The organism is Ramlibacter sp. JJN2-2R (genome assembly GCF_057747835.1).
The window spans coordinates 627,260-639,156 of record NZ_CM173226.1; the positions used below are offsets into that span (position 1 = coordinate 627,260).

Annotated in this window: 9 protein-coding genes; 3 read left to right on the forward strand and 6 right to left on the reverse strand. The window is 70.5% G+C overall.

Features of this window, described 5'->3' with window-relative positions; genetic code table 11:
- Window positions 1–75 precede the first annotated feature (75 nt).
- The 6 genes from AC3ANR_RS03110 to AC3ANR_RS03135 form a co-directional block, all read right to left on the reverse strand.
- On the reverse strand, window positions 76–2,979 hold the full coding sequence (locus AC3ANR_RS03110; protein WP_488290417.1) for a ribonucleoside-diphosphate reductase subunit alpha: 2,904 nt from the start codon (window positions 2,977–2,979) through the stop codon (window positions 76–78).
- A 402-nt stretch (window positions 2,980–3,381) separates the two neighbouring features.
- Window positions 3,382–3,960: a 1,6-anhydro-N-acetylmuramyl-L-alanine amidase AmpD gene (ampD, locus tag AC3ANR_RS03115; protein WP_488290418.1), complete on the reverse strand. Its 579-nt coding sequence runs from the start codon at window positions 3,958–3,960 to the stop codon at window positions 3,382–3,384.
- A complete protein-coding gene (locus AC3ANR_RS03120) occupies window positions 3,941–5,410 on the reverse strand; it encodes a sigma-54-dependent transcriptional regulator (protein ID WP_488290419.1) in 1,470 nt (489 codons plus the stop codon). Before AC3ANR_RS03120 ends, ampD begins: the two co-directional genes overlap by 20 nt.
- Window positions 5,407–7,038, reverse strand: coding sequence for a sensor histidine kinase (locus AC3ANR_RS03125; RefSeq protein WP_488290420.1), 1,632 nt, complete (start codon window positions 7,036–7,038; stop codon window positions 5,407–5,409). Before AC3ANR_RS03125 ends, AC3ANR_RS03120 begins: the two co-directional genes overlap by 4 nt.
- Window positions 7,039–7,103: 65 nt before the next feature.
- A complete protein-coding gene (locus tag AC3ANR_RS03130) occupies window positions 7,104–7,337 on the reverse strand; it encodes a PP0621 family protein (protein ID WP_488290421.1) in 234 nt (77 codons plus the stop codon).
- Window positions 7,337–8,128 (reverse strand): cytochrome C assembly family protein, encoded by a 792-nt coding sequence (locus tag AC3ANR_RS03135; protein WP_488290422.1) that lies wholly within the window; start codon window positions 8,126–8,128, stop codon window positions 7,337–7,339. The genes AC3ANR_RS03130 and AC3ANR_RS03135 overlap by 1 nt, the downstream gene beginning before the upstream one ends.
- A gap of 78 nt (window positions 8,129–8,206) precedes the next feature.
- Between AC3ANR_RS03135 and ffh the strand changes: the two genes are divergently transcribed.
- The 3 genes from ffh (at window position 8,207) to AC3ANR_RS03150 (ending at window position 11,888) form a co-directional block, all read left to right on the forward strand.
- Window positions 8,207–9,574, forward strand: coding sequence for a signal recognition particle protein (gene ffh / locus AC3ANR_RS03140; protein WP_488290423.1), 1,368 nt, complete (start codon window positions 8,207–8,209; stop codon window positions 9,572–9,574).
- A gap of 143 nt (window positions 9,575–9,717) precedes the next feature.
- Window positions 9,718–10,911, forward strand: a complete 1,194-nt coding sequence (locus AC3ANR_RS03145; protein ID WP_488290424.1) for a M20 aminoacylase family protein — start codon at window positions 9,718–9,720, stop codon at window positions 10,909–10,911.
- 8 nt (window positions 10,912–10,919) lie between these two features.
- Window positions 10,920–11,888, forward strand: coding sequence for a tripartite tricarboxylate transporter substrate binding protein (locus tag AC3ANR_RS03150; RefSeq protein ID WP_488290425.1), 969 nt, complete (start codon window positions 10,920–10,922; stop codon window positions 11,886–11,888).
- Window positions 11,889–11,897 lie beyond the last annotated feature (9 nt).

The window sequence follows — 11,897 nt, forward strand, 5'->3', positions numbered from 1 at the left end:
TCACATCACGGCGCGATTGTGTTGCTCGTTTGCATCGGCGTCCTGTCGGAGAACGCCGATACCTCCTTCATCGACTTATTGGCAAGCCTCGCACGTCGGGTCGTCGATCGCGCAGAACTTGATGTCGGTCGCCGGCGTGGCGTCCATCTGTGCCTGCGCGGCCGCGGCCGCCGCATCGAGCGCGGACATGCCGCCGTTGGCGCCGCCCGAGGCCACCGCATTGAGGCGGCCCGACTGCACGGTGGACTTCTCCGCGTGCGTGGCGCTGATGGTGCGCAGGTAGTAGGTGGTCTTCAGGCCGCGCAGCCAGGCGAGCTTGTAGGTGTCGTCCAGCTTCTTGCCCGAGGCGCCGGCCATGTAGATGTTCAGCGACTGGGCCTGGTCGATCCACTTCTGGCGGCGCGCGGCGGCTTCGACCAGCCACACCGGCTCGACCTCGAAGGCGGTGGCGTACAGGGCCTTGACCTCCTGCGGCACGCGGTCGATCGGGCGCAGCGAGCCGTCGAAGTGCTTCAGGTCCATGACCATCACGTCGTCCCACAGGCCCAGGCGCTTCAGGTCGCGCACTAGGTAGTGGTTGATCACCGTGAATTCGCCGGACAGGTTGGACTTGACCGACAGGTTGCCGAAGCACGGCTCGATCGAGGCGTCCACGCCGATGATGTTGGAGATCGTGGCGGTCGGGGCGATGGCGACGCAGTTGGAGTTGCGCATGCCGTCGGCGGCGATCTTGCGGCGCAGGGCGTCCCAGTCCAGGGAGGCCGAGCGGTCGACCTCGACGTAGCCGCCGCGGGCCTGGGCCAGCAGCTCCAGCGTGTCCAGCGGCAGGATGCCCTTGTCCCAGAGCGAGCCCTTGTAGCTGGAATAGCGGCCGCGCTCGCGGGCCAGCTCGGTCGAGGCCCAGTAGGCGTGGTAGCAGACCGCCTCCATGGAGCGGTCGGCGAAGTCGACGGCCTCCTGGGAGGCGTAGGGGATGCGCAGTTCGTACAGCGCATCCTGGAAGCCCATCACGCCCAGGCCGACCGGGCGGTGGCGCATGTTGGAGTCGCGCGCCTTCTTGACCGCGTAGTAGTTGATGTCGATCACGTTGTCGAGCATCCGCATCGCGGTGGAGATGGTCTTCTTCAGCTTGTCCTGGTCGACCTGGCCGTCCTTCAGGTGCTGCAGCAGGTTGACCGAGCCCAGGTTGCACACCGCGGTTTCGGTGTCGCTGGTGTTGAGCGTGATCTCCGTGCACAGGTTGGACGAGTGCACGACGCCGGCGTGCTGCTGCGGCGAGCGCACGTTGCAGGCATCCTTGAACGTGATCCAGGGATGGCCGGTCTCGAACAGCATCGAGAGCATCTTGCGCCACATGTCGGTGGCCGGCACCGTCTTGCTGGGCTTGATCTCGCCGCGCCGGGCCTTGTCCTCGTAGGCGACGTAGGCCTTCTCGAACTCGGCGCCGAACTTGTCGTGCAAATCGGGCACGGAGGAGGGCGAGAACAGCGTCCACTCGCCCTTTTCCATCACCCGGCGCATGAACAGGTCGGGAATCCAGTTCGCCGTGTTCATGTCATGGGTGCGGCGGCGGTCGTCGCCGGTGTTCTTGCGCAGCTCGAGGAATTCCTCGATGTCCAGGTGCCAGCTCTCCAGGTAGGTGCAGACGGCGCCCTTGCGCTTGCCGCCCTGGTTGACGGCCACGGCGGTGTCGTTGACCACCTTCAGGAACGGCACCACGCCCTGCGATTCGCCGTTGGTGCCCTTGATGTGCGAGCCCAGCGCCCGCACGCGGGTCCAGTCGTTGCCCAGGCCGCCGGCGAACTTGGACAGCAGCGCGTTCTCCTTGATCGACTCGTAGATGCCGTCCAGGTCGTCCGGCACCGTGGTGAGGTAGCAGGACGACAGCTGCGAGCGCAGCGTGCCGCTGTTGAACAGGGTCGGGGTGGACGACATGAAGTCGAAGCTGGACAGCACTTCGTAGAACTCGATCGCGCGGGTCTCGCGGTCGATCTCGTTCAGGGCCAGGCCCATGGCCACGCGCATGAAGAACGCCTGCGGCAGCTCGATGCGGGTCTTGCGCACGTGCAGGAAGTAGCGGTCGTACAGCGTCTGCAGGCCCAGGTAGTCGAACTTCAGGTCGCGCTCGGGCTTGAGCGCGGCGCCCAGCTTGCGCAGGTCGTACTGCAGCAGCTCGGGGTTGAGCAGCTCGGCGTCCACGCCCTTCTTGATGAAGCCGGGGAAGTAGTCGGCGTAGGCCTGCGCGGCCTCGCCCGGGGTGACGTCGCGGCCCAGCACCTCCTTGAAGATGGTGTGCAGCAGCAGCCGGGCGGTGGCGTAGGTGTAGTCGGGGTCCTTCTCGATCAGCGTGCGGGCGGCCAGGATAGAGGCCTTGTAGACCTCGTCGATCGGCACGCCGTCGTACAGGTTGCGCATCGTCTCGGCGACGATGGGGTCGGCCTTCACGTCGGCCGACAGGCCGGCGCAGGCGTCCTCGATCAGCGCCTGCAGCTGGCCCAGGTCCAGCGGGATGCGCTGGCCGCCGTCGGTGACGTGGATGACGGGCGCTTCGGCCACGGCCGGCGTGCCCTGCTTGGCGCGCTCCTGCGCGCGGCGGTCGCGGTACAGCACGTAGGCACGGGCGATGTCGTGGTGGCCGCCGCGCATCAGGCCCAGTTCGACCTGGTCCTGCACGTCCTCGATGTGGAACGTGCCGCCGCCCGGGCGCGAGCGCACCAGGGCGCGCACGACCTGCTGCGTCAGCGTGTCGACGGTCTCGCGCACGCTGGCCGACGCGGCGCCCTGCGTGCCGTGCACGGCCAGGAATGCCTTCATCATGGCGATGGCGATCTTGTTCGGCTCGAACGGGACCACCGCGCCGTTGCGGCGGATGATCTGGTAGTGGTTCAGCGGCGACGTGCCCTGCACGTGTCCTGCTTCCAGCGCCGTCGCGGTCAGCGGTTGGTTCGGCGTGCTGGCGATGCCTTGGGCAGTTTGCATGGAGGTCCTTCTTGCGGGTGGTTGTCTCTCGGGGAGGCGGGAGTGTAATCGCTTCAGTCGCGTTGGGGCACTATATGTAGGGTCCGATCGCGATGCAAGCGCTATAGGTAGTGGTCAACCGGTGGGTTGTCGGTGCACAAGGTGTGGACAGCCGGTGGGTGGAATGGAACGGGGCTGCCGCACGGGCGCGCGGAAGCGGCGTCGATTCAGGCCGGGATGCGGTTGAGCTGGAGGAGGGCGCGGGCCGGTCGGTCGGTTCCGCTGGGCCGCTGGATGCGGCGGGTCGCGCGTGCTGCCATGGCGATGTCCTTCCTTCCTCTGCGAGCCACTATATCTAGCGCTGCGCGCAAGCACAAGCCACTAGATGTAGTGGTCGCGCCGCGGCAACAGCGGTGCGCAAACCTAGGGAAAAACCGAGGTGTCCCAGCCCAGGCTGCGCTGCAGGCGGAGCCAGTCGAAGCCGGGTCCCGGGTCCTTCTTGCGGCCCGGGGCGATGTGCTCGTGGCCGGCCACGTGCAGCACCGGATAGCGCTGCGCGATCGCCGCGCACAGGCCTGCCAGCGCTTCGTACTGCGCGGGCTCGAAGGACTCGCCCTCGAGCCCCTCCAGCTCGATGCCGATGGAGTCGTCGTTGCAGTTGTCGCGGCCGCGCCAGCAGGACGCGCCGGCATGCCAGGCACGGTCGTCGCAGCTGACGAACTGCCACAGCTCGCCGCCGCGGCGGATGTAGAAGTGCGACGAGACCTGCATCCCCTCGATGCTGCGGAAGTACGGGTGGGCGCTCCAGTCCAGCGTGTTGGTGAACAGCGCCTGCACCTCGTCGCCGCCGTACCGGCCGGGCGGCAGGCTGATCGAATGCAGCACGATCAGGTCGACCACCGACTGCACCGGCCTCGGGCCGAAGTTGGGCGAGTCGAGCCGGCGCGCGAAGCGGTACCAGCCGCCCGCCCAGAGCGCGTCGTCAGGCGCCGGCGTTGTCATTCGGGTCCTCGCCGCCGGGCACCGTGATGGCCAGGCGCGCGATGCGGTAGCGGATCTGCCGCAGGCTCAGTCCGAGCCGCTGCGCGGCCGCCGTGCGGTTGAAGCCGGTTTCCTGCAGGGCGCGCACGAGGATCTCGCGCTCCTGCTGGTCGAGGTAGCCCTGCAGGTCCGACGGGACAGCGGCCGATGCGGCGCGTGGCGGCGCACCGGCCGCGGGCACGGCCGCCGCGGCCGCAGCCGGGGCGCCGCACAGGATCGCGTCGACCTGCAGCGCCGTGCCGTCCGACAGCGCCGCCGCGCGGTGCAGCAGGTTCTCGAGTTCGCGCACGTTGCCGGGCAGCGGGTGGGCCGCCAGCTGATCGAGCACGCCCGGCGACAGCGGCGGCACCGGCATGCCCGAGTCGTGCGCGATGCGCGCGAGCAGCGCCTCGCACAGCGCCGGCAGGTCCTCGCGCCGCTCGCGCAGCGGCGGCATGACCAGCTCGATCACGTTCAGCCGGTAGTACAGGTCCTGCCGGAACCGGCCCCCGGCCACGTCGGCCGAGAGATCGCGGTGGGTGGCGCTGACGATGCGAACGTCGACCGCATCTTCCTGGGTCGATCCCAGCGCCCGCACCTGCCGCTCCTGGATGGCGCGCAGCAGCTTCGACTGCATCGCCAGCGGCAGGTCACCGATCTCGTCGAGGAACAGCGTGCCGCCCTGCGCGGCCTGGAAGTAGCCCTCGCGGTCGGCGGTCGCGCCGGTGTACGAGCCCTTGCGGGCGCCGAAGAACTCGGCCTCCAGCAGCGCCTCGGGGATGGCGCTGCAGTTGACGGCCACGAACGGCCCCTCGCCCCGGTGGCTGCAGGCGTGCAGCGCGCGCGCCGCCAGTTCCTTGCCGGTGCCCGATTCGCCGCGCACGAGCACGGGCGCCATGCTGCGCGCCACCTTGGCGATGCGGTCCTTGACCTGCTGCATGGGCCGCGAGTCACCCACCAGCCGGTCCAGCGCCGACTGCCCGGCCGCGGGCGAAGCGCGCTCGGGCCGCGCGGCGCCGTTGCCGCGCGCCCTCGCGCCGGCGGGCTGGCGCTCCTGGATCGCCGAGGCGACGACGCTGCGGAACTGCCGCAGGTCGACCGGCTTGGTGAGGTAGTCGAAGGCGCCGGCCTTGAGCGCCTCCACCGCGTTCTCGGCCGAGCCGTAGGCGGTCATCACGATGCAGCGCTCGGGGCGCTGCTGCGACTGCATGCGCTGCAGCAGCTCCAGCCCCATGCCGTCGGGCAGCCGCATGTCGGTGATGACGACGTCGAAACGGCGCTCCTGCAGGTGCTGCCAGCCGTCCTCGAGCGTGCCCGCCGCATCGACGTGGTAGCCCTCGCGCAGCAGGGTCAGCTCATAGAGGGTGCGCAGGTCCGGCTCGTCGTCGACGACCAGGACCTGCGCGATCGGGGCGGTCGCCTGCTGGTTCACGCCGCTATTCTGGCAAACGGATGGGCTGCGGCAATCCGGTCGCGCGTGCGGAAAGCCACGAAAAACGCGTTGCCGTTGCGCCCGTCCCCCGACGGCGCCGGCCCGCGCCGGTAGCCGATGCTGGCGCCATGGCGCTCGCACAGCTGGCGGCAGATGTACAGGCCCAGCCCGCTGGAGCGGCTTTCGGAGGAAAAGAACGGCTCGAACAGGTGCTGTTCGACCGCGGTCTCGATGGCCGGGCCGTCGCTCCAGACGGTGAGCGTGGGGCACTCGCCGCCCTCGGTGGCGACCTGGATCGCGTCGAAGCGGCCCGACGCGTAGCGCAGTGCGTTGTCCAGCAGGTTGACCAGCACGCGGCGCAGGTGGTCGGGCTCGAACAGCACGGTGGCGCGGCCGCCTTCGAGCACCAGCCGCACGCGGTCGGCGCAGCGGTTCTGTGCCACCCAGTCGCCGCCGGTGGTGCGCACGGCGGCGTCCAGCTCCAGCGTCGGCGCGCCCAGGCCGGCGGGCTGGTGCTGGACGCGCGCGACGTCCAGGATGTCCTCGACGATCCGGGCGAGCCGCTGCGCGTTCTGGCGCACCAGCGCGCTCAGCTGGCGCTGGCCGGGCTCCCGCAGGTCTTCCTCCAGCAGCTCGTTGGCCTGCGTGATGGCGGCCAGCGGATTGCGGATCTCGTGCGCCACCGCGGTGGACATGCGGCCCATCGCGGCCAGCTTCTCGGTGCGCATGCGCGCCTCCAGCTCGCGCAGGTCCTGCAGGAACATCACGCACAGCGAATCGCCGTCGGCGCCGCTCAGCCGCGTGCGCGCGAACATGCGGCGCGTGGAGCCCTCCTCGAGGTCGACGGCGATGTCGGCCATCTGTGGGCCGTGCAGCTCGAAGGTGCGCCTGGCCAGGTCCAGCAGCGGCTTCCAGGCCGGCTCGGCGAGCAGCCAGGCCAGGCCGCCGACGGGCGCGGTGAGGCTGGGCCCGAGCAGGTCGCGCGCGGCGGGGTTGGCCGCGTGCACCTGGCCGCTCGCGTCGACCACCAGCACGCCGTCGCCGAGCGTGTCGATCACCAGCTGGTTCACCTGGGCCTGCATCAGGGCGGCCTTGCGGCCGGCGCGCGCCGCCTCTTCCTCGCGCGCGAGCCGAAGCGCCAGCTGGTGTGCGAGGAAGGCGAGGGCGAAGAACCCGGTGCCGGTCAGCCCCGCCTGCAGGAAGCGCTGCGCGAAGTCGCCGGGCGCCTGCAGCGTGAGGACCCAGGCCTCGGCCAGCAGCAGCAGCGCGACGCCGGCGGCGGTGCCCAGGGCGAGCAGGGTCGAGCCGAGCACCGAGGCCATCAGCACCGGCAGGGCGAACAGCGGCGCGAAGTAGATGCCGCCGGCCTGCAGGAACTGCAGCGCCGAGAACACGAGGATGTCGATGCCGATGCTGGAGACCCATTGCGGGTCGAAGGTCTGGCCGGGGCGCACCGGCCGCAGCAGCAGCCGGACCGCCAGCGCGGCGAGCACGTAGGTGCCGCACATGCCCAGCACCCAGGCGGAAATCGTGGGCGAGGCGTTCAGGTAGTGCAGGCCCACCAGCAGGCCGACGAGCACGAAGCCGACGACGACGCGCGCGGTGGCGAACCCGAACCACAGGCGCACGAAGGCCGAATCGTCCGCGTCCGCGGCAGGCGGTGCAGGCGGGACGGGGGCCAGTGCCGCCACGGTCAGTTGCCGCCGGCCAGGCGATGCTCGTGGGAGCAGTACAACCGGCCGCTCGCGCCGGCCTGCGCCTCGCTGCGCGGCAGGTGCACCGCGCAGACCGGGCAGCGCACCATGTCCTGCGGCAGCGCCGGCGGGGCGGGGGGGCGGCCGCGGCCGGCGTCGAGCTCGCGCGTGCGGGCGCCACGCCAGGCCATGTAGGCCACGAGCAGGACAAGGAAGAGGACCAGGTACTTCATCAGACGGCGCGCCGCAGCACCACTTCCAGCACGAAGCGCGAACCGACGTAGGCGAGCAGCAGCAGCACCGATCCCGTGTACAGGACCCGCACCGCCGTGCGGCCGCGCCAGCCGAAGCGGGCCCGCCCGAGCAGCAGCACGGCGAACGCCGCCCAGGCCAGCACCGAGAAGACGGTCTTGTGGTCCCAGCGCCATTCGCCGAGCGACTCGCGGAACACGACACCGGCCAGCAGCGTGGCCGACAGCACGACGAAGCCGGCGGCCGCGAAGCGGAAGGTGAGGCGCTCGAGCGTCAGCAGCGGGATGCCGGTGCGCGGATCGGCGCCCTGCCGCATCGAGCGCTCGGCGCGGCGCATGAGCCAGGCATGCACGGCGGCGGCGGCGAAGAGGCCGTAGGAGGCCACGCCCAGCGCCAGGTGCAGCGGCAGCCAGGGCGAGGCCGAGACGTGCAGCGGGGTGCCGGGAAAGGCCCAGGCGAGCAGCACGGCGGCGCCGCCCAGGCCCGCCAGGGCCCAGCGCGCGGGCAGCTGCGGAAACATCTCGCGCTCCACCGCATAGACGGTCAGCACCAGCCAGGCGGTGACCGACAGCGCCGGCGCGAAGCCGAACCGCGGCGTCTCGCCCAGCACCGTCCAGCCCAGCACCACGGCATGGAGGAACCAGGCCAGCAGCAGCACCCAGCGCGCGGCGCGCTGGTCGAGGCGGTGCGCCGCGGCCGCGAGCAGCGCATAGGCGCCGGACGCCGCGAGGGACAGGCCCCCACCCACGCTGATGCCACTGGCTAGAATCATGGTCCGCAGTGTAGTCCCTGCCCCGCCGGACTCTTCCATGTCCGGCGCTCACCAGCCCTTCCGGCAACCCCCACACACATGGCGTCCGCCCTCTCCGACAAACTGTCCCGCCTGGTCAAGGAAATGCGGGGCCAGGCCCGCATCACCGAAGCCAACGTGCAGGACATGCTGCGCGAAGTGCGCATGGCCCTGCTGGAAGCCGACGTGGCGCTGCCGGTGGTGCGCGACTTCGTCGCCCGGGTGCGCGAGAAGGCGCTGGGCCAGGAGGTGGTGGGCTCGCTCAACCCCGGCCAGGCGCTGGTGGGCATCGTGCACCGCGAGCTCGTCGCGACCATGGGCGAGGGCGTGGCCGACATCAACCTGGCGGCCCAGCCGCCGGCGGTGATCCTGATGGCGGGCCTGCAGGGCGCCGGCAAGACCACCACCACGGCCAAGCTGGCCAAGCACCTGATCGACAAGCGCAGGAAGAAGGTGCTGACCGTCTCGGGCGACGTCTACCGGCCCGCGGCCATCGAGCAGCTCAAGACCGTGACCCGGCAGGCCGGGGCCGAGTGGTTCCCGAGCTCGCCGGAGCAGAAGCCGCTGGACATCGCGCTGGCCGCGCTGGACCACGCGCGCAAGCAGTATTTCGACGTGCTGATCGTCGACACGGCCGGCCGCCTGGCCATCGACGAGGCGCTGATGCGCGAGATCCGCGAGTTGCACGCCGCGCTCAAGCCGGTGGAGACGCTGTACGTGGTCGACGCGATGCAGGGCCAGGACGCGGTCAACACCGCCAAGGCGTTCAAGGACGCGCTGCCGCTCACCGGCATCATCCTCACCAAGCTCGACGGCGACTCGCGCGGCGGCGCCGCCCTGTCGGTGCGCCAGATCACCGGCGCGCCGATCAAGTTCGCCGGCGTGTCCGAGAAGATCGACGGCCTGGAGGTGTTCGACGCGGAGCGCCACGCCGGCCGCATCCTGGGCATGGGCGACATCGTCGCGCTGGTCGAGCAGGTCACCGCCAACGTCGACGTCGCCGCGGCGCAGAAGCTGGCCGCCAAGGTCAAGAGCGGCGGCTTCGACCTGAACGACTTCCTGGCCCAGATCCAGCAGATGAAGCAGATGGGCGGCCTGTCGACGCTGATGGAGAAGATGCCCTCGCAGATCCAGGCCAAGGCCGGCCAGGTCGACATGGACAAGGCCGAGCGCGACATCCGGCGCAAGGAAGGCATCATCTGCTCGATGACCGCGGCCGAGCGGCGCAAGCCCGAGATCATCAAGGCCACCCGCAAGCGCCGCATCGCCGCCGGCGCCGGCGTGCAGGTACAGGAGGTCAACCGCCTGCTCAACGAGTTCGAGCAGATGCAGGGGATGATGAAGAAGATGAAGGGCGGCGGCCTCATGAAGCTGATGAAGAAGATGGGCGGTGGAAAAGGCGGCGGCATGCCGAAGCTGCCGTTCTGAGCCCGCGGGGCTCAGAACGGCTTCGCCGGCATCAGGAACCCCCTCACCCCAGCCCTCTCCCCCGAGGGGGAGAGGGGGCAGACCGCCGCGGTTTCAGGCACCTTGGGCGGGCTGACCGCCAATCTGCCGTATCCTGCGGCGCCATGAACATCGTCGACAGCTTCGCGGACATCTCGCGCTTCGTCGCGCTGCGCCGCGACATCCATGCCCACCCCGAGCTCGGGTTCGAGGAACACCGCACGTCCAGGATCGTGGCCGAGCTGCTGCAGGAGTGGGGCCTCGAGGTCCACACCGGCGTGGCCGGCACCGGCGTGGTGGGCGTGCTGCGCTGCGGCGCCGGCAAGCGCACCATCGGCCTGCGGGCCGACCTGGACGCGCTGCCGCTGCAGGAAGAAAACCGGTTCCCGCACCGCTCGCAGCACGACGGCCGCATGCACGCCTGCGGCCACGACGGCCACACCACGATGCTGCTGGCCGCCGCGTGGCACCTGTCCCGTTCCAGGGACTTCGACGGCACGGTGAACTTCATCTTCCAGCCGGCCGAGGAGATGGGCAAGGCCGGCGCGCTCAAGATGATCCAGGACGGCCTGTTCGAGCGTTTCCCGTGCGACGCGGTGTTCGCGCTGCACAACTTCGCGATCGAGGGCGTGGGCCACTTCGCCGTCAACCATGGCGCCCTGATGGCCTCCAGCAACACCTGGAAGGTGACGATCCACGGCCGGGGCACGCACGCGTCGATGCCGCACACCGGCATCGACCCGGTGGCCGCGGTGATCGACCTGGGCCAGCAATTGCAGACGCTGGTGCCCAAGGTGATCGACTCGCGCGAGCGGGCGCTGCTCGCGGTCACGCAGATCCAGGGCTCCGGCGCGCCCAACGTCATTCCGGACGAGGCGTGGGTGGGCGGGACCGTGCGGACGTTCTCGGAGGACGCCACCGACAAGATCGAGGCCGGCCTGCGGCGGATCGCGGAAGGCATCGCGGCCGCGCACGGCTGCCGTGCCGAGGTGATGTTCCGCCGCGCCTCGCCGCCGGTGGTGAACCACGAGCGCGAGGCGCGCTTTGCCGCCGAGGTGATGCGCGAGGTGGTCGGCGCCGGCCAGGTCGACGAGGACTTCCCGGCGGTGATGGGCGCCGAGGACTTCGCCCACATGCTGCGGGTCAAGCCCGGTTGCTATGCGTTCATCGGCAACGGCGACGGCGGGCACCGGCTGCCCGACCACGGGCCCGGTCCTTGCATCATCCACAACACCTCGTTCGACTTCAACGACGAGATCATCCCGATCGGTGCCAGCTACTTCGTGCGGCTGGCGCAGAAGTGGTTGGCCCAGCCCTGAGGAGCATCATGACCCATCGCCGCACTTTCGTTCGCGCCACCCTGGCGCTCGCCTTCTGCACCGCAGCCGCCGCGCCGGCGCACGCCGAGCGGGTGATCCGCATCGTCGTGCCGTTCGGTCCCGGCGCCGTGCAGGACACCGTGGCCCGCACCTTCAACAGCGAACTGGGCCAGGCGCTCGGCGCCGCCGTGGTGGTGGAGAACCGCCCCGGCGCGGGCGGCACCGTGGGGACCGCCCAGGTCGCCAAGTCGGCGCCGGACGGCAACACGCTGGTGCTGGCCGCGGCCAGCCACACCCTGGCCGGGCACCTGTACAGCAAGCTGCCGTACGACCCGGTGAAGGACTTCAGCGGCGTGGCCTACATCGGCAACTCCGGCTACGTGATCGCCGCCCCGGGCAACCTGGGCGTCAACTCGCTCGCCGACTACGTCAAGCTGGTCAAGAGCAAGCCGCGCCAGCTCAATTACGCCTCGGCGGGCAACGGCAGCGCCACGCACCTGGGCATGGCCTACTTCCTGGCCAAGGCCGGCGTGGAGATGCAGCACGTGCCGATGAAGTCCACCGGCGACGCGGTCAACGAGGTGCTGGCCGGCCGCGTGCAGGGCGTCACGTCAGCTGTCATCGGCATCACGCCGTTCAAGCAGGATTCGCGCATCAAGCTGCTGGCGTACACCGGCGAGAAGCGCTCGCGCTTCCTGCCCGAGCTGCCCACGGCGGCCGAGGCCGGCGTGCCGGGCTACAAGTTCGATTCGTGGATCGGCCTGCTCGCGCCGGCGGGCATGCCCAAGGCCGAACTCGATCGCCTCAACGCGGCGATGCAGAAGGTGCTGGCCGACCCGGCGGTGCAGGAGCGGCTCACCCGCCTGGGCGTGGAGACCGGGCCCGCGATGGGCGCCGAGGAGTTCCAGAAGCTGCTGCGGGCCGACTACGAGTCGGCCGGCGCGCTGGTCAAGGCGTCCGGCGCCCGCATCGAGTAAGGGCGGCGC

Excerpts from the sequence above, each read along its gene's own strand:
- ampD (WP_488290418.1), bottom strand. The coding sequence starts at position 3,960 with ATGACAACGCCGGCGCCTGACGACGCGCTCTGGGCGGGCGGCTGGTAC.
- AC3ANR_RS03135 (WP_488290422.1), bottom strand. The coding sequence starts at position 8,128 with ATGATTCTAGCCAGTGGCATCAGCGTGGGTGGGGGCCTGTCCCTCGCG.
- AC3ANR_RS03130 (WP_488290421.1), bottom strand. The coding sequence starts at position 7,337 with ATGAAGTACCTGGTCCTCTTCCTTGTCCTGCTCGTGGCCTACATGGCC.
- AC3ANR_RS03150 (WP_488290425.1), top strand. The coding sequence starts at position 10,920 with ATGACCCATCGCCGCACTTTCGTTCGCGCCACCCTGGCGCTCGCCTTC.
- AC3ANR_RS03110 (WP_488290417.1), bottom strand. The coding sequence starts at position 2,979 with ATGCAAACTGCCCAAGGCATCGCCAGCACGCCGAACCAACCGCTGACC.
- AC3ANR_RS03145 (WP_488290424.1), top strand. The coding sequence starts at position 9,718 with ATGAACATCGTCGACAGCTTCGCGGACATCTCGCGCTTCGTCGCGCTG.
- ffh (WP_488290423.1), top strand. The coding sequence starts at position 8,207 with ATGGCGTCCGCCCTCTCCGACAAACTGTCCCGCCTGGTCAAGGAAATG.